This is a genomic window from Ochrobactrum sp. XJ1 (assembly GCF_024701725.1).
GTDB lineage: Bacteria > Pseudomonadota > Alphaproteobacteria > Rhizobiales > Rhizobiaceae > Brucella > Brucella anthropi.
Genome location: NZ_VDGD01000004.1, coordinates 12,553 through 33,500, shown reverse-complemented (window position 1 = coordinate 33,500; position 20,948 = coordinate 12,553). Strand labels below are relative to the sequence as shown.

Genomic DNA, 20,948 nt, shown 5'->3' with positions numbered 1-20,948 from the left:
GGTTTCAGGAGACATGCGTAAAAACAAAAGATCGAGCATTTCCAGCAAAAGTGCGAAGCGGCTTTGCGTAGGATAATGCGCATAAAACAAGAAGATTGAGCATTTCCAATGATCCCGGGAATCACGAAATGTTCTAGCGGCGCATAATGCCGCAAAGACAAAACAATGAAGCGGTTTTATTCTGATAAGAAATACCGCTTGTTACAGACAGACTTGCTTGGCACCGCGTTAGGGGGTTAAGCAGGAAGGTACGAGAGAGGAGCCCCTAAGGGGATTTACGGGGAGAGACATGGCCGACGTTCATCAGAAAAATCACGACTATCATATTATCGCGCCCAGTCCTTGGCCGTTCCTGAGCTCGGTGGGTGCATTCGTGCTTGCCGTCGGCGGTATTGCCTGGATGCGTTACATCAATGCCGGTGAGCTGCCGTTCTTCGGCCTCAACATTGTGACGCCGTGGATATTCTTCATCGGCCTCGCGATCGTGCTTTACTGCATGTATGGCTGGTGGGCTGATACGATCAAGGAAGGGCATGAGGGCCACCATACCCGCGTCGTGTCGCTGCATCTGCGCTACGGCATGATCATGTTCATCGCCTCGGAAGTTATGTTCTTCGTGGCGTGGTTCTGGGCGTTCTTCGATGCAAGCCTCTTCCCGAATGAAGTGCATCAGGTAGCGCGCGCCACGTTCACAGGCGGCGTCTGGCCTCCGAAGGGCATTGAGGTTCTCGATCCGCTGCACCTGCCGCTCTACAACACCGTGATCCTGCTTCTGTCGGGCACGACGCTGACCTGGGCGCACCATGCGCTGCTGCACAATGACCGCAAGGGCATGATCACTGGTCTCGCAATCACCGTGGCGCTGGGTGTTCTGTTCTCCTTTGTGCAAGCATACGAATACATCCACGCACCGTTTGCGTTCAAGGATTCGATCTACGGCGCGACTTTCTTCATGGCGACCGGTTTCCACGGTTTCCACGTTATCGTCGGCACGATCTTCCTTCTGGTCTGCCTCTTCCGCGCAATCGGCGGTGATTTCACGCCAAAGCAGCATTTCGGTTTCGAAGCCGCTGCCTGGTATTGGCACTTCGTTGACGTGGTCTGGCTGTTCCTTTTCTTCGCCATCTATGTATGGGGTGGATGGGGCGCGCCGATGCACGCCGGCTGATCATTAGCGGTTAAAAATTCCGAGGCGGCCCTGGCAACATGGCCGCCTTTTGTTTGTGAAAAGATATTGAGAAGGGAAGCGTAATGCCGGATCAGAACATTTATCCGCCGGTCGATCCCATAAAAAGTGGCATTGCCGGACACTGCCCGCGTTGCGGCGAGGGGAAGCTGTTCGACGGCTTCCTGAAAGTCGCTCCACGCTGCTCGGCTTGCGGACTGGATTACGCGTTTGCTGATTCCGGCGATGGTCCGGCGGCGTTTGTCATTTTGATTATCGGCTTCATCGTCGTTGGTCTAGCGCTCTGGATGGAAGTGAACGTGGGGCCGCCGCTCTGGGTACATTTCATCCTATGGGTGCCGCTCGCCATTATCCTCAGCCTCGTCGCCATGCGATGGGCCAAAGGCATCCTTATCAATATGCAATATCGCAACAAGGCAGCGCCGGGGCGGATAGACAGCCGACAGGATGACAGTAAATGACGACAGCACAGCAGTCGCATCGTTTTCCGTGGGGTGTGGTGATCGCATCCGCCATAGCGCTCGTCATTTTGCTGGCGCTTGGCACCTGGCAGGTGGAACGCCTGCAATGGAAGGAAGCGCTGATCGCATCGACCGAACAGCGCGTTCATGAAGCGCCTTTGCCGCTTTCCGAAATGGAAAAAATCTACAAGCAGGAGGGATCGGTCGAATATCGCCCGGTGACGGTCACGGGCACTTTCATGCATCAGGGAGAGCGGCATTTTCTGGCCACCTATGAAGGAGCCGCCGGATATAATGTCTATACGCCATTGATGCTTGAAGATGGGCGTTTCGTGCTGGTTAATCGCGGCTTCGTTCCCTACGAAAAAAAAGATCCTTCAACACGTGTTGAAGGACAGGTTGATGGCCCGGTGAGTGTGACCGGTCTGGCACGCGACCCCTTGTCGGCAAAGCCCGGGTTTTTCCTTCCAGACAACGATATCGCCAAGAATATTTTCTACTGGAAAGACTGGACGGCGATGGCCGAAAGCGCCGATCTGCCAAATCTGGATGAGGTCGTGCCGTTCTTCGTCGATGCAGATAACAAATCTAATCCAGGTGGTCTGCCTATCGGTGGCGTGACGATTATCGATTTTCCCAACAACCATTTGCAGTATGCAATGACATGGTACGGCCTCGCTCTGGCCCTGATAGGGGTTGTCGGGACGTGGTTGTGGCGCTATCGCTGTCTTAGGAAAAGTGGAGACCGGTTTTCCGTCCGAGACAGCGAAGATAAAGACGAAGAGCGGTGAGGGGTTGACAACGGCCTCGTTGCAGCCCAACTCCCAGACGAGTGCATGTTTCCCAAAAGAGCGCACCAGTTTTGGGGACAAAGACATGTGTGAAACAAAAACTTAAACGCGTTACGCGCTTAAAGTTTCAAGCCACGCCGAACCTTGCGAGCACGCTTCATGACCGATCAGCGACCATCACTGGAAATTCGTCTTTGCGGGCCGCGCGGCTTTTGTGCCGGAGTGGACCGGGCGATCCAGATTGTTGTGCTGGCGCTGAAGAAATATGGCGCGCCGGTTTATGTTCGTCATGAGATCGTGCACAACCGATATGTAGTTGAGGGTCTGCAGTCGCGTGGCGCGATCTTTGTCGAGGAACTGCACGAAATACCCGCGGAGCACCGCGATCAGCCGGTAGTATTCTCCGCCCACGGTGTGCCGAAATCGGTGCCTGCCGATGCGGAAGCCAAGAACCTGTTCTATCTCGATGCAACCTGTCCGCTGGTTTCCAAGGTTCATAAGCAGGCCATGCGTCATCAGCGCCTCGGTCGCCATGTCATTCTGATAGGCCATTCCGGTCATCCGGAAGTGATTGGCACGATGGGGCAATTGCCGGACGGTGCGGTGACACTGATCGAAACGGTTGAGGATGCGCGCAGCTGCCATTTCGATGATGAGAACAATCTCGGCTTCGTGACGCAGACGACGCTTTCGGTGGACGACACAGCCGGCATTATCGAAGAATTAGAAGCACGCTTTCCAAACCTTTCCGCGCCTGCTGCGGAATCGATCTGCTATGCCACGACCAACCGGCAGGATGCAGTGCGTTCCGCCGCTCCCGGATGCGATCTTTTTCTGATCGTCGGTGCGCCCAACTCCTCCAACTCCAAGCGACTGGTTGAAGTAGCGGAGAAGGCGGGCGCACGGATGTCGATGCTGGTTCAACGCGCGGCTGATATCGAGTGGGACCGCATCGGTGATATATCGGTTGTGGGGTTATCGGCAGGTGCTTCCGCGCCTGAAATCATCGTCGATGAAATCATCGATGCCTTCAAAGCACGCTTCAACGTCAAGATTGAACTGGCCGAAACTACGGTCGAAACCGAGAATTTCCTTGTGAATCGCGAGATTCGCGATGTGGAACTGACGGTGCAGGATATGGCATTCGTCAACGGGGAACACCGGGTGGTCGGTATTCCGAAATTGATGCCCAAGATCATACAAGGGAAATAAGCGGCATGGCCGTCTATACGGATATCAATGAAATCGAACTTGGCGCTTTCCTGCAGCAGTACGATATCGGAACACTGACATCTTACAAAGGTATCGCGGAGGGAGTGGAGAACTCCAACTATCTTCTGCATACGACCTCTGGTTCGTTTATCCTGACGCTTTACGAAAAGCGCACCAATCGCGAAGACCTGCCGTTCTTTCTCGGCCTGATGCAGCATCTGGCTAGCCGTGGGCTGGAATGCCCGCAGCCTGTGGTTCGCCGTGATGGCACGACAATTGGCGAGCTTGCCGGACGGCCTGCTGCAATCGTCACTTTTCTTGAAGGCATGTGGATGCGCCGCCCGACGGTGGAGCATTGCGAAGCGGTCGGCGAAGGGCTGGCACATATGCATCTGGCAGGAGCTGATTTTTCGCTGCGCCGCCGCAATGGCCTGACGCTTGCCGACTGGCGCCCGTTGTGGAACCTGTCGCGTGAGCGCGCGGATACGGTGGAACCGGGCCTCGTCCGCGAGGCGGAAGCTGATCTTGCTTTTCTGGAAAAGAACTGGCCTGCCGACCTGCCGCAGGGCGTGATCCATGCTGATCTTTTTCCGGATAATGTCTTCTTCCTTGGTGACAGGCTTTCGGGCTTCATCGATTTCTATTTCGCTTGCACGGACACTCTGGCCTACGACGTTGCCGTCTGCCTGAACGCATGGTGCTTTGAGAAAGACTTCTCCTACAATCGCACCAAAGGTGCAGCACTGCTGCGCGGCTATACTTCGGTTCGTCCGCTCTCTGCGGCGGAAGCCGATGCACTGCCGGTTCTGGCGCGTGGGGCCGCCATCCGCTTCATGCTCACCCGGCTTTATGACTGGCTGAATGTTCCCGAAGGCAGTTTCGTGGTCAAGAAAGACCCAATGGAGTATGTGCGCAAGATCCGCTTCCATCGCCAGATCGAAACTGCTGCCGAATATGGTCTTGAGCAGCAGGGAGCAGCTGCGTGAAGCGGATTGAGGCTTATACGGACGGTGCCTGCTCGGGCAATCCCGGCCCCGGCGGCTGGGGCGCGATCCTGCGCTGGAATGATAATGTCAAGGAACTGAAGGGCGGTGAAGCCGACACGACTAACAACCGCATGGAGTTGATGGCGGCTATTTCGGCGCTTTCGGCACTCAAAGAACCGTGCGAAGTCGATCTTTATACGGACTCGGTCTATGTGCGTGACGGCATTTCCGGTTGGATCGAAGGCTGGAAACGCAATGGCTGGAAGACTGCAGCCAAAAAGCCGGTCAAGAATGCTGAGCTTTGGCAGGCGCTTGATGAAGCGCGCAAGCCGCACAAGGTCAACTGGCATTGGGTCAAGGGTCATGCCGGACATCCGGAAAATGAACGCGCCGACGAACTTGCCCGGGAGGGCATGGAGCCATTCAAGTATGGTGGGCGTAAGTCACTGAAAGTGCAATAAATTTGTATGAAAAAGGGCGGCATTGCCGCCCTTTTTTGTTAGAGCGCCGATCTGATCCAGTCAGATCGAAACGCGCTCTAATGAAATCGTTGGAAATGCTCTAGATCAAAGCTGTTCGAGAATGCCCGACGCAGCCGATGTAACCGCCTGTCCGGCCTGCTCTTCGATGTTGAGCGTTGTGACCACACCGTCTTCCACGATTGCCGAATAACGCTTAGAACGAATGCCAAGGCCGCCAGCCGTTGCGTCGAGCTCAAGGCCTGCCGCTTTTGTGAACACTGCCGAACCATCGGCCAGATAGAGGATCTTGCCTTCGCCGCCCGTGCTCTGTGCCCAAGCGCCCATGACAAAAGCATCGTTCACCGCAACAACCGCGATCTGGTCGACACCCTTGGCAAGGATCGCGTCGCGATTATCGAGATAGCCCGGCAGGTGATTGAGGCTGCAGGTCGGCGTAAAGGCGCCTGGAACGGCAAAGAGAACGACTTTCTTGCCCTTGAAGACTTCGTCGGTCGTCATTTCCTTGACGCCGTCTGCGGTCTTCACCTTGAAAGTCGCTGCAGGCAACTTGTCGCCAACTTTGATCGTCATCTAATTTCTCCTCGGGGCAGGGGGCCGTCTGCTCCGCTGCCTACTGTCAAACTCTAATCGCACCGCGAAGCGCGGGCGGCACAGTTAAACCGATAACAGGTCGCTGGACAATTTTAAAACAAGTATAGAAGCAGGAAAAACTAATCCAGCGTCACCTGACCGGAGACGGCTTTCCCGTTCTGCACGATGGTATAGTCAACGACGGCATTATCTGCCTCCCCGTGCACCTTTGCAGTGAAACGGTGGCCGGGCTGACTACTTTCAATTGCGACGGCATCGGAAATCCTGATCTTGTCGCTGGCGACAAACAGCTCCACAGGGGCGGCGGGGTCGGGAACAGCAAGATCGAAGACGGCTTGGTCTCCTTCCCGCTTCACATCGCTTATGCCGAACGTTGAGGTTGCCGCCGTCGGTAGCCGGTCGAACGCAGTCTCAATGATCGTGCGGGCCGCTATCGCTTGTGGCGAATCCTGTTGTCCATCTTCATTGAGTGGGAATTCGAACGTAGCCTGCACCGGAATGCATATTTTTTCACAGACACCAAGGAAAACATGGCCTTTCAGCCGCGTGTCGGCGGCTGTGAGGTGAAAGACTATCGGCAGTGAAACGGGCTGTTTATATCCAATCCCGCCTTCATCTTCTCCGCCAAACCGGACAGGTGCAGGAAAATCGATCTGTGCTTTCGCCTCACCTTCGATGTTGATCTGCGGCGGAACTCCTGCATCGCCGGGATTACGCCAATAGGTTTTCCAGCCTGGCTGCAACTCAACTTGCAAGGCACCGCGCCGTTCGTTGCTGGTCGCGTTGTTCGGGCTGTTGTCTTCAATGATGACGCGAACACGCCCACCGGGCGTCTCGGTCCAGTCAGAGGTCGAGGCCAATGCCGGAAGTACCAGCGAGGCCAACAGAAACGGTGCGAGTGCAAGAGTTCGGATGTTCATGGGCAAAAGATGGAATGAAAAGATGGTCGCTTCAAGTCCAATAATGTCGAGCTGCGACGTCCATCGGTTGCTTGTGCTGAGGAAGCCTAGTTGGTTATCCGAACGAGTTTTCACGTCGAATCCGAGGCGGGAAATAAATGACCATTGTTATTTTGCGTAGTCTTGCTACCTTCATATTCATGACCATTCTCAAGGCGCCAAACAAGGAGCAGGGTTTTCTGAACGGGCAGTTCCTGCTTGCCATGCCCGGAATGAGCGACGAGCGTTTTGCCCGGTCGGTGGTCTATATTTGTGCGCATTCCGATGAAGGCGCGATGGGCTTCATCATCAATCAGCTTCAGCCGGTCGAATTTCCAGACCTCTTACGTCAGATCGGGGTCATCGATGAGGATGAGCTGATTATTCTGCCGGATCGCGCGCAGCATATGATGGTACGCAATGGCGGGCCTGTGGACCGCACGCGCGGCTTCGTGTTGCATTCCGATGATTACATGGTTGATTCCACCATGCCGGTTTCGGAGGAAGTCTGCCTCACAGCAACGGTCGATATTCTGCGCGCCATTTACGGGGGCAGGGGGCCGTCACGCGCGCTGATGGCGCTAGGCTATTCCGGCTGGGCGCCGGGCCAGATCGAGGTGGAACTTGCCGAGAATGGCTGGCTAACCTGCGACGCGCCGCTCGACATGCTGTTCGACAGCGACATCGAGGGCAAATATTCGCGCCTGATGCTCCATATGGGCATCGATATGTCCCGGCTTGTTTCCGATGCAGGGCATGCTTGAGAGCAGGATTAAGGCAATAGGGCAGTAAGGCAATATGTTTGAATTGCGTACGGCCGAAACGACCATATTTTCCTACTGCCCAAATCAGGCCGCCGCAGCGTCGAGCTGTTCACGGATCATGCGGGTTGCTTCGTCGCGGCTCGTCGGCTGGCCGAACATGAAGCTCTGCACATATTCGCAACCCATCTGACGAAGCTGAAGCGCATCGCTTTCGCTCTCCACACCTTCGGTCACGACAGCAAGACCAAGATCATGCGCCATGCTCACAATTGAACGCAGCAGGGTGGCTTTCTGCGGCTGGTCGCCCTTCACGAAGGATCGGTCGATCTTGATGATGTCGAACGGGAAGCGCGTGAGATAAGCCAGTGAAGAATATCCGGTTCCGAAATCGTCAAGCGATAAGCCAATACCCATCGTTTTAAGCCGTGCGAGCACGTGTGTGGATTGCTCCGGGTTCTCCATGAGGACGGATTCAGTCAGTTCAAGCTTGAGGCTGCCCGGATTGAGATGAATGCGCGAAAGCACCGAGCGGACATCGTTGATGAGGTCCTGACGGATGAGTTGTGTGGATGACAGATTGACCGAAACGAAAAGTTCGAGCTTCGGGAATTGTTCCTGCCATGCGAACAGATCTTCTGCAGCCCGTTGCATCGCAAACAGGCCAAGCTGGATGATAAGGCCGGAATTCTCGGCAATCGGAATGAATTCCGAGGGCGAAATGGCGCCGCGCCGTGGGTGCTCCCAGCGCATGAGCGCTTCGAAACCGGCAATCGTGCCCTCGTCGAGCTTGACGATGGGCTGATAGACGAGGCTGATCTCGTCGCGTTCCAGCGCGCGTCGCAGATCGGATTCAAGCTGGAGTTTGTCGCTGCCGATGGCCCTGAAGGCTGGACGGAATGGCTCGATGCGGTCACCGCTGAAGCGCTTCGCCTGATACATGGCAAGTTCGGCGTCTTTCACGAAGTCTTCGGCGGTTGTTGCTGTCTTCGTCCAGGTAATCAGGCCGACGGACGCTGTCAGAACAATTTCGCGCTTTGCATAGGCAATCGGTGCACGAACGGCTTGACGCAGAGCCTCGGCAAAGGAGGCGATGCGCCCCGGATCGCTTTCAGAGGCGAGCAGCAGGCCGAACTGGTCGGAAGACAGGCGCGAGAGTGTATCCTGCGGCTTCATGAGGCGCGCCAGACGGCGCGAAATCGTCAGGAGGATCGTATCGCCCGCTGACATACCAAGGCTGTCGTTGACCTGCTTGAAGCGGTCTATGTCGATGATGAATACCGTTGGATGCAGATTGCTTTCACCACGCGCCATGTTCATGACATTGCTGAGACGATCGAGGAACAGTTCGCGGTTTGGAAGCCCGGTCAGATTGTCGTGCACCGCATCGTGCAACAGGCGTTCTTCGGCCTTTTTCTGTTCCGTTACATTGACCAGCGTGCCGACACAACGCACCACTTCGCCATCTGAACCAATGACGGGGCGTGCACGAAGCGCATACCAGTGATAGTGGCCATCATTGGCACGGAGCCGGAAAATCTGACCGATACGTCCACGCCGGTTTTCCAAAATGGCATCAAGCGTCGAGCGGAAGCGGTCGCGGTCGTCGGCGTGCATGGCGGGAAGCCAGTTGCGCACCGGACCTTGCAGGCTGTTGGCCGTATTGCCAAGATAATTGGCTATGTCGGGCGTGGTCACCACGCGGTCGCGCGGTACGTCCCAATCCCATACGATATCCCCCGCACCGATGACGGCGAGAGCCTGTCGCTCCATGTCGGACAGAAGGCCCTGTTGCAGCGCCCCGCCAGCGAAGGCGTGCTGCATGACGGTAAAGCCGATCAGAAGAACGATGAGGACAAGACCACCGCCAAGGGCAGGTTGCACGATATCATTATCGAGCCTGCCCGAAACCGTCATCCAGGCACCCAAAAGCCATATGAGGGTAAGAAGCCAGGCTGGTATCAACATGACGGCGCGATCATACCCTTTGACCGCCAGATAGCCGATAATAGCGACACCGGACACAACGGTAAGTGCCAGCGAAATACGCGCAATACCGGAAGCCACGGGCGGATCGAAGACGGCAACCCCTGCAAGTGCCAGCAGACCCAGAACCCATGTTACCGCGCCGTAGCTGAAATGATCGTGCCAGCGGTTGAGATTGAGATAGGTGAACAGGAAAATCACAAGTGAGGCGGCAAGTGCCACTTCGGTGCCCGCGCGCCAGATTTGCTCATTGCCCGGCGTTATCTCCATCAACTTGTTCCAGAAGCCGAAATCGACGCAGATATAGGCCAGAACCGCCCACGCAAGTGCGGCGGTTGCAGGGAACAGCGAAGTGCCCTTGACGACGAAAAGGATGGTCAGAAACAGCGCCAGCAGTCCGGAAATGCCAAGCAGAATACCGCGATAAAGCGTGTAGGAGTTAACCGCGTCCTTGTAGGCTTCCGGCTCCCAGAGATAGAGCTGGGGCAAGTTGTGCGAAGACAGTTCGGCCACGAAGGTGACAACGCTGCCCGGATTGAGCGTAATGCGGAAAACGTCTGCATCGGCGCTTGGCTGGCGGTCGAGGGCAAAGCCCTCGCTTGGTGTGATCGATGCAATACGCGGGGAGCCAAGATCGGGCCAAATGACGCCGGAGCCGACAAGACGGAAATGCGGAGCCACAATCAGGCGGTCGATCTGCTCGTCGGTGGGATTTGCAATCGAGAAAGCGGCCCAGTCGCCGGATGCCTTACTGTTCTGATCGGCCTGCACTTCGATGCGGCGGACAATGCCGTCAGGACCCGGTGCGGTCGATACCTGCACGCTTTCGCCCTTGTTGCGCAGAAGTTCGACAGCGCGAGACAGGTCGAGGGCAGTATCTTCCTTGGAAATCTTGATCGGTTCAATGGCCGATGCCTGGACGACCGAAACGGTCAGAAAAACCATGAGCGCGAGAAATCGCACACCAGCAACAAACCACTTATCCGCAAAACCCGTCACGAGCGTCCAACCTTGCCATTGATCATGCGGTTATCCGTCATACGTTTGTCGCTTTCTATAAGGGCGAAAAGCAGGTGGTCCTGCCAGAAGCCGTTTATCTTGAGATAGGAACGCAGCAGTCCTTCTCTCTCAAATCCGGCTTTTTCGAGAAGCCGTATCGAACGCTCATTATGAGGGATACAGGCTGCTTCAATCCGGTGCAACCGGAGTTGATCGAATGCGAAGGGGATAACCAGCGATAGGGCTTCGGTCATATAGCCCTTGCCAGCGTAAGGCTCGCCGCTCCAGTAGCCGATCATGCCATTCTGGCCGACACCACGCCGGATATTCCCGAGAGTAATGCCGCCGACAAGTTTGTTGTCACTGTTGCGGAACACAAAAAACGGGTAGCCGGTTCCAGCCGATATTTCATCTTGAAAACGCCGCATCCGATGGCGGAAGGCGCTTTTGGTAAGGTCGTCAGCGGGCCATGTCGGCTCCCATGGTGCCAGAAACGCGCGGCTCTGTTCCCGCAAGCTGGCCCAGCTCGCAAAATCACTCATCATCGGCTCGCGCAGATAGATGCGCTGCCCACGCAGGACGGTCGGATTGCTTCTACGGAAAGGCAGGCCGATCATGACATTCAGGGGAGAAAGGGAGTGGAGGGAGAAGGGAGTAGCAAAGACAAAATGTTCAACGTCACATACTCCCCTATTCCCCTAATTACATATTCCCTTAAACAGCGATCTTTCTCGCATGTGCGCTGGTGGAAAGAGCATCCGACAGCCCGTCGAAGCTCATCAGTCGTCCAATCGGGCCGACACCGGCGATGGTGGGCTTGCTGTCAAGGAACAGTCGTCCGGCCAGATCCGTCAACCGTTCAGGCGTAATGAGCGAAAGACGGTCCATCAGCTCGCTATTCTCGACAGGACGCCCATAGAGCAGGAACTGGCGCGCAACCTGTCCCGCGCGGCTTGCGGCGCTCTCCTGCGACATAAGAAGGCTTGCACGATACTGCGCGCGTGCCCGGTCCACTTCTTCCAGACTGATGGAGTCGGCTGCCTTGTGCAGTTCATCGATCAGAACGGGTACGAGTTCGACCAGTTCGTCGCGACCCGTTGCAGCGTGGATGCCGAACAAGCCGGTATCCGAGAAGCCCCAATGGAAGGCATAGACCGAATAGCAGAGGCCGCGCTTTTCGCGTACTTCCTGAAAGAGGCGTGAGGACATGCCGCCGCCAAGGACCATGGAGAGAAGCTGCGAGGCGTAGAAATCACGTACGTGATAAGCGCGTCCTTCGAAGCCGATCAGAACTTGCGCATCCATGAGTTCGCGATTTTCTCGAAAATCGCCACCGACATAGTGAGCAAGGTCGAGCGTGGGGGCTGTATTGTGGGCGCGGAAGCCTCCGAGGCGTTTTTCGACTTCCTTCACGAAGGCGTCGTGATCGACGCCGCCTGCAGCCGTCACGACCATGCGGTCGGCGCTGTATTGCTCGTCCATATATTGGCGCAGATCGGCGGAGGTGAAAGACATCACCGTCTCAGGTTCGCCGAGAATGGCGCGCCCGATCGGCTGATGGCGGTAAGCTGTTTCGGTGAAACGGTCGAAAACAATATCGTCGGGCGTGTCGTGTGCCGCGCCGATTTCCTGCATGATGACCTGCTTTTCGCGCTCCAGTTCAGCTTCGTCGAATTTGGAGGCGGTCAGGATATCGGAGAGGATATCGATGGCCAACGGCACGTCATTGCGTAGAACGCGCGCATAATAGGACGTGGTCTCGACGCTGGTGGCCGCATTGATTTCGCCGCCGACATTTTCGATATCCGATGCTATTTGCCAGGCAGTACGGTTTTCAGTTCCCTTGAATGCCATATGCTCAAGAAGATGAGCAATGCCATGCCTGTCGGCAGCTTCGTTTCGCGCACCGGCCTTGACCCAAATTCCAAGCGCCACGCTTTCCACGTGGGACATCGTATCGGTGGCTATCGTCAATCCATTGGAAAGACGCGTTACTTCAACACCCATAAGCAAACTGCTCCCTGCATTCCCGCTCTGGTTCTCGTCTCGGAGCCGGTATTTTTAAGCTCTCGAATGGCGGCGAACGTATTCTTCCACGATTTTCAGGTCGTTGTGAAGAACTGTGAAGCTTTCTTTTCGTTCCATCAAGTCCGAAAGCCATGCCGGAAGCTGCGGTTCGACACCGCTTGCAGCCTTTACAGCATCAGGGAATTTGGCCGGATGAGCGGTTGCTAGGACAACCATCGGCGCTGCATTGGACACATTTTCGCGAGCGACCTTCAGGCCAATTGCCGAATGCGGATCAAGCAGATAGCCGTCCGCCTCAAGCACGGATTTGATCGTTTCCGCGGTCTCATCGACGGTCGAGCGGCCCGCAGAAAATTCGCTGCGGATCGCCGAGAGCGGCTTTTCGGAGATCGAGAAGCCGCCCGACTGTTTCAGGCTGTCCATCAGGCCGCGCAGTGCTGCTGCATCGCGTCCATGTGCTTCGAACAGGAGACGCTCGAAGTTCGAGGAAATCTGGATGTCCATCGAAGGCGATGTCGTCTGTGCAACGCCGCGCATTTCATACGCGCCGGTTTCCAGCGTGCGTGAGAGAATGTCGTTATCGTTGGTGGCGATAATCAGCTGGTCGATGGGGAGACCCATGCGCTTGGCGACGTAGCCCGCGAAAATATCGCCGAAATTGCCCGTTGGTACGGTGAAAGATACAGCGCGATCCGGCGCGCCGAGGCTCAGCGCCGCCGTAAAGTAATAGACGACCTGCGGCATGATGCGCGCCCAGTTGATCGAGTTTACACCCGAAAGCGACAGCGCATCGCGAAACTGTAGGTCGTTGAACATGCCTTTCACAAGGTTCTGGCAGTCGTCGAAATTGCCTTCGATGGAAAGGGCATGAACGTTGGAGAAGCCGGACGATGTCATCTGACGCTGCTGCACCGGCGATACGCGACCGTTCGGGAACAGGATAAAGATGTCGGTATTGTCGCGACCGCCGAAGGCTTCAATGGCTGCACCACCCGTGTCGCCCGATGTGGCGCCGACGATAGTTGCACGTTCGCCACGTTGTGCCAGCACATAGTCTATCATGCGAGCGAGAAGCTGCATGGCGACGTCCTTGAAGGCAAGCGTCGGGCCGTGGAAAAGTTCAAGCACGAATTCATTAGCGCCGGTTTGAACCAGCGGGCAGACCGCATCGTGACGGAAAGTACCGTAAGCTTCATGCACCATACGGCGGAAATCCGAATGCGGAATTTCGCCATCGACAAATGGAGTGAGCACTGCCAGCGCGATATCCACATAGGATTTTCCGCGCAGGTCGCGGATCTGTTCTGGTGAAAACTGAGGATAATCCTGTGGCAGATAGAGACCGCCATCCCGGGCTAGACCGGCGAGCAATGCATCGCTGAACCCCAGGACCGGCGCTTCCCCACGCGTGCTTACAAATTTCATTTCTTGGGCCTTCATTTCGGATCGGAGCGGTTTTGAGCCGGGTAATGCAATAGAGCGTCCCTAAAAAAGCCGCAAGGTTTTAAAGCATGTTGACGCGGATGGGGGTTGCTCTCTGGAGCAAAAAACGGGAAAACGTCATCGCGCTACACACATGCGTGATGTAAAAGACAGGTCGAACAGTGCAGGGAAGCCGGGTTTATGCAAACAGCACCACAGAATCGTTCATCGTTGTTTCCAGTCTTTGCAACGGTTTTGCTCGCAGCCCTTGCAGGCTGCACAACCAGTGGCACTGATAAGGCCGCCGACGGAGGTCCAGGTTCTTCCTTGACCACTCCCGCCGCCACTGGCGACCAGCGCATCAAGGAATCCGAGTTGCGCGCCTTCTGTCCTTCGGTTTCGCTGCGTGACGGCACGGCCTTCTTCAATACATATGAGAAGGGCGGTGACAAGGATCCCGCACGTGTGATCTATCAAGCCGCCCTGACCGATACGACCCGCGCCTGCCAACATGGCGCAGGGACCATGACGATTGATGTCGCTGCTGCCGGTAAGGTCGTACCCGGACCAAAATACAAGAGCGGCACCATCACTATGCCAATCCGTGTTGCCGTCCGCCAGGGCGATCAAGTCATCTATTCCAAGCTGCACAAGCAGGCGGTTACGATAGCCAATGGAGATACCGCAACGCAGTTTGTCTTCAATGACAAGGCAATCACCGTGCCGACGGCGGACAAAAACAATATCCAGATTTTTGTTGGTTTTGACGAAGGTCCGTACAATACCAAGTAAGGAATTTCCGATAGGTATTTACTGACAGTATAATTCTTTTGAGTAATGCGCGGAGATTTTATCCCGCGCATTAATTATTGATATTTTATTTTTGGGTGAACTGTCGATGGGTCTGCTGAGTTCTCTTATTTTAATCCTGCATTAATGACAGTTTGAATGGTAATCATGCAATCGATCTGTTCCGTGTTATGATTTTTAATGTCGGGTTTTTAGTGGCATCATTAGGCGGCAGCGATAGCTGGAGACGTTAATACCCGGGCATACTGTGATATATTTTAGGGGCACGGATCATATGCGATTTGATCACAGTAAACTTCTACAGCCTGTTCCGCTTATTTTGCTTTTTATGCTGTTTCTAGGTGCAGCTTTCGGGCAGTGGGTAGGTAACAGATTTCGAATAGTCGATGAAGAGCGGCACATGAATATTTACATGGCCGCGTTGGTTGCTCATGCTAATCGTCTGGCCATTTCGGCCCACGAAACAATCGACGCAGCCAATCGTTCCCCCTATAAAATGTGCTCCGCGGAAGAAATGACCTATCTGCGCAAGCTGGTTTTTTCGGGATATCATATCAAAGATATTGGCAGGTTCCGTGGAGATCGCCTGATCTGTTCGACGCTTCTTAGCGATATTCCAGAGCAGCCAAGCCGATCGCCTGCCGACATTCATTTGAGCGATGGCACCTATGTTTATGGCGAGAGATCTCTGATTACACCGGGCAGCCTTGGTTCGGTGATCGGTAATGGCGGGGCCAATGTTGTATTAAGTTCTGTTGCATTCGATCTACTCCACACGCCGCAATACGGCTTCGCTGTTTATATGCGCGACGCGGATCTGAAACATTTCGCACGCCTTTACGGCTATCCCTCAGGCAATCTGCCAGCCCCGAATTTCACTGACCTCGGGCGAAAATACGATGTTTTGAGAAAAATCATCACGGAATATCGTTGCGATGACAACACCGGCATCTGCATTGCTCTCGAAGTGCGGCTGGACAATTCCAGTGCGTCAGCCCGATGGAAATCCTTCATAGCAATCAGTTTTGGTCTGATTATCAGTGCTTCTCTTGGCTTGAGCTGGTTTGCTTATCGTAATCGCGAGCGTCCTCTGGCTTCCATGCTCAACAAAGCGCTGAATGCCCAGCAGCTTGAGATGGTCTACCAGCCGGTGGTCAATGTGGCAGATGCTAAAGTGACAGGCTTTGAGGCCTTGGTGCGTTGGCAGCTGCAAACCGGTGGTCTGATTCCGCCTGACGTATTTATCGCGGAAGCAGAAGAGAGAGGCATGGCCGGCCGGGTAACAGCCTATGTCGTCGAACGTGTTATCGAGGAGATGGGGGATTTGCTCCGTCGCAACCGGAACATTCAGATCAATATCAATATTACTGCGAGTGACGTCCAGGCGTCGTTCTTCCAGAACAGTATCCAGCCGAAACTGCGCGATGCAGGTATCGATCCCAGCCAGATCGGTCTTGAGCTTACAGAACGTACAGCGGTGGATTTCTCGAAAGCGTCGGAAGGAATCAGACGGCTTCGTGAACAGGGCCACAGGGTCTATATCGACGATTTCGGAACGGGTTATTCAAGCCTTGCCTATCTTGGCGAGTTACAGATTGATGCGATCAAAATTGACAAGGCATTCACGCGCACCGTCTGTACTGATAGTCAGACGGTGTCTATCGTTCCGCAGATCATATCGATGGCGCGGCAGCATAATCTTGACCTTGTCATTGAAGGGGTCGAGACAGAAGCCCAGGCTGATTATTTCCGCAAGATGAAAACGCCGATGACTGCGCAAGGCTGGTTTTATGGCAAACCTATGCGTGCCGATGACGCCGTGACGCTGGTAACCACCGGTTCGCCCAAAGCCAGGCAAAAGCGTAGGAAAGCTGTATCGAGATCTGTTTGAATGAAATGGTCTGTAGAAAAATGCAGATCGATAAAATTCGAATTAAATGCGACTGCCTGCGTGAAATGAATGGCAACAGATTTACGCTAGTGTGTTCTCATGAAACAGAAATATGAACGCATTCTCGAACCGACGGACACCTGGGCGATCTTCGATACGTCCACTGGCGAACCCGTCATCATGGGAACCCGTATGCTGATCGGCCTCTCGGAGAGTGAAGCCGAAGAGCTTCTGGCAATTCTCAATGCCCCGCCCAAGGGGCGCAACAAGCAATCCGCCGCCTGACAATAGCCAGGCGTCGGATCAATTCACTCAGGCATCGGTCCAGACGGACAGGGCCTCGATAACGCTCGGCAGGTCCTTGTGGCGATGGATGACGGTTTCCGCACCGGCATCGGTCAGCTTGTCGGCATGCCCCGGATAGGTGTGAGCACCACCCGTAAAGCCGATCACACGCATGCCAGCAGCGCGAGCACCCTGAATGCCATGCGCGGAATCTTCAATCACGATTACATCTTTCGGATCGACTCCGAATTGCTCGGCCGCATAAAGGAACACGTCCGGCGCAGGTTTGGTCTTTTTGGTGCCGACTTCCTTGGCCGAAAAGATGTTCGGCGCAAACAGTTCGTAAAGGCCGACACGTTTCAGCATGCTTTCCAACCGATGGCTGGTCGAATTGGAGCAGATGCACTTCGGCAGTTTCAGCGCCGAGACCACATCCACGATATCCTCAACCGCCTGAACTTCGTTCTCAAGCTTCTCGTCCAGAATTTTTTCGGATTTGTCGAGAAGTGATGCTGAAAGCGGAATTCCGGCTTCGCGCTCTACCGTCAGAAGAATATCCTGCCACGTCAGACCGGCAAAACGCTCGGCCATTTCATCAGCCGCGATCTGATAACCGGCTTCGGTGAGGAGGGCGGATTCGACTTCTGCCGCGATGATTTCGGAATCCACCAAAACGCCATCGCAATCGAAAATGATGAGGGACGGTGCCGCCATGATCATAGCCTTTTTATTGGGAGGAGTGGGCACCGGCAGCAGCCGGAAACACCGCGATTGAGCTACACCTTTATGGCGAAGCCGTCAAATCGGGGTTGGTGCGAATTCAGACCTCCCCGGAAACTTCGCGCCGCCGCCGGTCGAGTTCTTCGCTGTAGCGACGTAGCGTGTGTGCTTCACTCAGAAGGCCAAGTACCTTGCGCTCCTGCGCATTGTTTACCACGGCCAGCGCTTCGCTTTCTGCCCGGTCAAAACGCGCGACGGCTTCCTTGGCATTCATCTGGGGCAATAGAAACTCGTCCTGATATTTGAGAAGCTCGCGGATATTGTGCTCTCCGTCGGATGTGTCGAAACTGTCGGAATAGACTTCCGGAACAGGGATCATGCCGACATAGCGTCCTTCATCATCGACCGCGATCACGCGCTGGGTCGATCCAAGCGGGAAATCATGCCGGAATGTTTCGATGTCGGTATCTATCAGGACGGTCCGCACGTCGTGACGCATCATCCGGTTTACGGTTAGATTGCGTATCCAGCCGATATCGTGGGCGGACCGGATGGCCTCGCCACGTAGATGGAAGCGCCATGTTGCGAAGGAGTAACCGAAGGTCTTCCGCACCATCAGTGAGGACGAGACGACAGCTCCGAGGACTAGCATGGCGATTGGAAAATCGCCGGTAAGTTCCAATGCAAGGAAGGTCATGGTCATCGGACCGCCAACGACTGCGACGGCAAGTGAGCTCATGCCGATAACTGCATATACTTCAGGTGCAAGTGCCAGACCGGCAGGTAGAACGGCTCCGGCCACGGCTGCAAACAGCTTGCCCGTCAGGGCACCCAGAAACAGCGATGCGAAGAACAAGCCCCCACGAAAGCCCGCACCGATGGAGACAGCGGAAGCGAGAGACTTGGTGAAGATCAGCAGCAACAATGCCGGTATTGTAATGTTTGCATTCAGATCGAGGTGTAACGCTCCGTGGCCCGATGCCAGAACCTGCGGAGAAAAGAACGCGATCATACCGACAACGGCGCCACCGATTGCTGGCGCCAAAACATTGGGCACTATGCTGCGTCGGGCGGTCGTTTCAACAAAAGTGACTCCACGCATGATGAGAATTGCAATACCTGCCGAAAAGAAACCCAGAACGAGTGCTGGCACATAGTCGCGCGGCGTGATGTCGTTTATCTGACCGATATCGATGATGAACGGCGCCCCACCGATTGCCTGCGTCACCAGTGCACCAACTATGGCTGCCACGACGACGGGCGCCAGCGTGGCAATCGAATAGACGCCGATGATGAGTTCGAATGCATAGAATGCACCAGTCAGGGGGGCGTTGAAGGCGCTTGCAATGGCAGCCGCAGCGCCGCAACCAACCAGTGTTCGCAAATCTGCGCGACGAAGTTTGAGCGCCCGGCCGATACGGGATGCAAAACCGCTCGCAAGCTGCGTATATGCGGCTTCGAGGCCGACAGAAGCACCGAAGCCGTTGGAAATCAGGTTCTGTCCGACGAGGATAAAGCTGTCCGTCAGCGAGAGACGGCCGCCATGGAGTGCATTCGCCTCGATAGGATCCACGATCGGACGCTTGCGCCAGCGCGCGAGAATCCAGATCACGATCCCCATCAAGATGCCACCGGCAAGGGGAGCAATATAAGCGCTGGGTTGCAGTGATGCCGCCGAGCTCAGTTTCTCGCCGGGTTCAAGCGCGAAGATTGCCTGATGCATCCATTGGGAAATACTGCCAATAGCGGCAACCATCAGCCCTGAAATGATGCCGATGATGGTACCGGCGATAACGAGACCTATTTCGCTGCCGCGAACCAGTGCACGCATGCGAAAGGGTACAAATAGAACCCGCAAATACCGGTTATGTCGCAGTTCAGCGATATTCATCATAAAATACACCGGGCACGCGGGCGGCCCGCATGCCCGCCACGCAAAATCAGAAGTTGACTGCCGATTATAGGCAAAAAGGAATAACCAAGCCTTATCAAGGGCCAGAGGTTAAAGTTACAATTGCATAGCGATCACGGCGTTAAGATGACAGGCGGCAAAATGTCGAACGTCAATTAACCTTGAAAAGCCCGGAACTGCGGACTTTCCACCTCGATTAAGAAAAGATTTACGATTTCAATCACTTGGCGTTAACTGCATATTTACCCTACCCGGTAACCATAAGGACAAGTTTTTTGCGTCCACAGGTAATCGAGTATCCCATGTCTCTTGTACGTCTTGCACATGAGTTGCCCATCGAGGCTCCGCGTACCGCGTGGCTTGACTCCATCATCAAAGGTGATTGCGTAGCGGCTCTGGAACGCCTGCCGGATCATTCCGTGGACGTCATTTTTGCCGATCCTCCCTATAACCTCCAGCTGGGCGGCGATTTGCATCGTCCCGACCAGTCGATGGTCAGCGCAGTTGATGATCACTGGGATCAGTTCGAAAGCTTTCAGGCCTATGATGCCTTCACCCGTGCATGGCTTATGGCCTGCCGTCGTGTCCTGAAGCCGAATGGCACCATCTGGGTCATCGGCTCCTACCACAACATCTTCCGGGTCGGTTCGCAACTGCAGGATCTCGGCTTCTGGCTTTTGAACGATGTCATCTGGCGCAAGACGAACCCGATGCCAAATTTTCGTGGTCGTCGCTTCCAGAACGCCCATGAAACGCTGATTTGGGCCTCGCGTGATCAGAAAGGCAAAGGCTACACCTTCAATTATGAAGCGATGAAGGCCGCCAATGACGACGTACAGATGCGCTCGGACTGGCTCTTCCCGATCTGCACCGGTTCCGAACGCCTGAAAGACGAAAATGGCGACAAGGTTCATCCAACCCAGAAGCCGGAAGCATTGCTTGCCCGCATCATGATGGCCTCCAGCAAGCCGGGCGACGTCATTCTCGACCCGTTCTTCGGTTCCGGTACGACGGGTGCGGTTGCCAAGCGCCTCGGACGTCATTTCGTCGGTATCGAACGCGAGCAGAGCTATATCGACGCTGCAACAGCGCGCATTGATGCTGTCGAGCCGCTAGGCAAGGCCGAACTGACGGTGATGACTGGCAAACGGGCCGAACCGCGTGTGGCATTCACCAGCGTTCTCGAAGCGGGCCTCCTTCGCCCCGGCACGGTGCTTTGTGATGAACGTCGCCGTTTTGCTGCCATTGTTCGCGCCGATGGTACGCTGGCTGCCAACGGTGAAGCGGGTTCGATCCATCGTATCGGTGCAAAGGTTCAGGGCTTTGATGCCTGCAATGGATGGACTTTCTGGCACTACGAGGAAAACGGCGCGTTGAAGCCAATTGATGCCTTGCGCAAGGTCATTCGTGACCAGATGGCAGTCGCAGGCGCTTAGGGCGCATCCCGAAAATTGCGAAGCGGTTTTCGGATAAGATGCGCAAACGAC

At 55.2% G+C, this 20,948-nt stretch carries 19 protein-coding genes; 11 read left to right on the top strand and 8 right to left on the bottom strand.

Annotation, left to right across the window (positions count from 1 at the left end; translation table 11 throughout):
- The first annotated feature begins 289 nt into the window (after nt 1–289).
- The 6 genes from FG152_RS07810 (at nt 290) to rnhA (ending at nt 5,097) form a co-directional block, all read left to right on the top strand.
- Nucleotides 290–1,168: a cytochrome c oxidase subunit 3 gene (locus FG152_RS07810; protein ID WP_012090850.1), complete on the top strand. Its 879-nt coding sequence runs from the start codon at nt 290–292 to the stop codon at nt 1,166–1,168.
- An 83-nt stretch (nt 1,169–1,251) separates the two neighbouring features.
- On the top strand, nt 1,252–1,647 hold the full coding sequence (locus FG152_RS07805) for a DUF983 domain-containing protein (protein ID WP_010658403.1): 396 nt from the start codon (nt 1,252–1,254) through the stop codon (nt 1,645–1,647).
- The gene (locus FG152_RS07800) at nt 1,644–2,438 is read left to right on the top strand and encodes an SURF1 family protein (protein ID WP_105528883.1); all 795 of its coding nucleotides are present in this window, start codon (nt 1,644–1,646) and stop codon (nt 2,436–2,438) included. The genes FG152_RS07805 and FG152_RS07800 overlap by 4 nt, the downstream gene beginning before the upstream one ends.
- A 159-nt stretch (nt 2,439–2,597) precedes the next feature.
- Nucleotides 2,598–3,650, top strand: coding sequence for a 4-hydroxy-3-methylbut-2-enyl diphosphate reductase (ispH, locus tag FG152_RS07795; RefSeq protein ID WP_105528884.1), 1,053 nt, complete (start codon nt 2,598–2,600; stop codon nt 3,648–3,650).
- Between the two features lie 5 nt (nt 3,651–3,655).
- Nucleotides 3,656–4,636, top strand: a complete 981-nt coding sequence (locus FG152_RS07790; RefSeq protein ID WP_040129764.1) for a homoserine kinase — start codon at nt 3,656–3,658, stop codon at nt 4,634–4,636.
- Nucleotides 4,633–5,097 carry a ribonuclease HI gene (rnhA, locus tag FG152_RS07785; RefSeq protein WP_012090854.1) on the top strand — a complete coding sequence of 155 codons (465 nt, stop codon included), beginning with the start codon at nt 4,633–4,635 and terminating at the stop codon, nt 5,095–5,097. Before FG152_RS07790 ends, rnhA begins: the two co-directional genes overlap by 4 nt.
- Before the next feature lie 105 nt (nt 5,098–5,202).
- On the opposite strand, the gene FG152_RS07780 is transcribed toward rnhA, so the two are convergent.
- Nucleotides 5,203–5,688 carry a peroxiredoxin gene (locus FG152_RS07780; protein WP_010658408.1) on the bottom strand — a complete coding sequence of 162 codons (486 nt, stop codon included), beginning with the start codon at nt 5,686–5,688 and terminating at the stop codon, nt 5,203–5,205.
- 140 nt (nt 5,689–5,828) lie between these two features.
- A complete protein-coding gene (locus FG152_RS07775) occupies nt 5,829–6,629 on the bottom strand; it encodes a protein-disulfide reductase DsbD domain-containing protein (protein ID WP_036581273.1) in 801 nt (266 codons plus the stop codon).
- 179 nt (nt 6,630–6,808) lie between these two features.
- On the opposite strand from FG152_RS07775, the gene FG152_RS07770 reads away from it, so the two are divergent.
- Complete coding sequence (locus tag FG152_RS07770) at nt 6,809–7,411, top strand: YqgE/AlgH family protein (protein WP_029925498.1); 603 nt, start codon at nt 6,809–6,811, stop codon at nt 7,409–7,411.
- Between the two features lie 84 nt (nt 7,412–7,495).
- Here FG152_RS07770 and pdeA read toward each other — a convergent pair whose 3' ends face one another.
- The 4 genes from pdeA to thrC all read right to left on the bottom strand — a co-directional run bounded on the left by pdeA (nt 7,496) and on the right by thrC (nt 13,846).
- Nucleotides 7,496–10,339, bottom strand: a complete 2,844-nt coding sequence (gene pdeA / locus FG152_RS07765) for a phosphodiesterase PdeA (RefSeq protein WP_043062695.1) — start codon at nt 10,337–10,339, stop codon at nt 7,496–7,498.
- 50 nt (nt 10,340–10,389) lie between these two features.
- The gene (locus FG152_RS07760; protein ID WP_010658412.1) at nt 10,390–11,010 is read right to left on the bottom strand and encodes a GNAT family N-acetyltransferase; all 621 of its coding nucleotides are present in this window, start codon (nt 11,008–11,010) and stop codon (nt 10,390–10,392) included.
- 97 nt (nt 11,011–11,107) lie between these two features.
- Nucleotides 11,108–12,400: a M16 family metallopeptidase gene (locus FG152_RS07755; protein WP_010658413.1), complete on the bottom strand. Its 1,293-nt coding sequence runs from the start codon at nt 12,398–12,400 to the stop codon at nt 11,108–11,110.
- 54 nt (nt 12,401–12,454) lie between these two features.
- Nucleotides 12,455–13,846, bottom strand: coding sequence for a threonine synthase (gene thrC / locus FG152_RS07750; protein WP_010658414.1), 1,392 nt, complete (start codon nt 13,844–13,846; stop codon nt 12,455–12,457).
- A gap of 198 nt (nt 13,847–14,044) precedes the next feature.
- Between thrC and FG152_RS07745 the strand changes: the two genes are divergently transcribed.
- From FG152_RS07745 to FG152_RS07735, 3 genes are all read left to right on the top strand, one after another.
- Nucleotides 14,045–14,635 carry a hypothetical protein gene (locus tag FG152_RS07745; protein ID WP_010658415.1) on the top strand — a complete coding sequence of 197 codons (591 nt, stop codon included), beginning with the start codon at nt 14,045–14,047 and terminating at the stop codon, nt 14,633–14,635.
- Between the two features lie 292 nt (nt 14,636–14,927).
- Nucleotides 14,928–16,544: an EAL domain-containing protein gene (locus FG152_RS07740; RefSeq protein WP_029375907.1), complete on the top strand. Its 1,617-nt coding sequence runs from the start codon at nt 14,928–14,930 to the stop codon at nt 16,542–16,544.
- Between the two features lie 99 nt (nt 16,545–16,643).
- A complete protein-coding gene (locus FG152_RS07735; RefSeq protein ID WP_012090863.1) occupies nt 16,644–16,829 on the top strand; it encodes a hypothetical protein in 186 nt (61 codons plus the stop codon).
- A 27-nt stretch (nt 16,830–16,856) separates the two neighbouring features.
- Here FG152_RS07735 and FG152_RS07730 read toward each other — a convergent pair whose 3' ends face one another.
- Nucleotides 16,857–17,543 carry an HAD family hydrolase gene (locus tag FG152_RS07730; RefSeq protein ID WP_375850763.1) on the bottom strand — a complete coding sequence of 229 codons (687 nt, stop codon included), beginning with the start codon at nt 17,541–17,543 and terminating at the stop codon, nt 16,857–16,859.
- Between the two features lie 106 nt (nt 17,544–17,649).
- Nucleotides 17,650–19,440 (bottom strand): chloride channel protein, encoded by a 1,791-nt coding sequence (locus tag FG152_RS07725; RefSeq protein ID WP_454502880.1) that lies wholly within the window; start codon nt 19,438–19,440, stop codon nt 17,650–17,652.
- Between the two features lie 323 nt (nt 19,441–19,763).
- On the opposite strand from FG152_RS07725, the gene FG152_RS07720 reads away from it, so the two are divergent.
- Nucleotides 19,764–20,897, top strand: a complete 1,134-nt coding sequence (locus tag FG152_RS07720) for a site-specific DNA-methyltransferase (protein ID WP_012090866.1) — start codon at nt 19,764–19,766, stop codon at nt 20,895–20,897.
- The last annotated feature ends 51 nt before the right edge of the window (nt 20,898–20,948 follow it).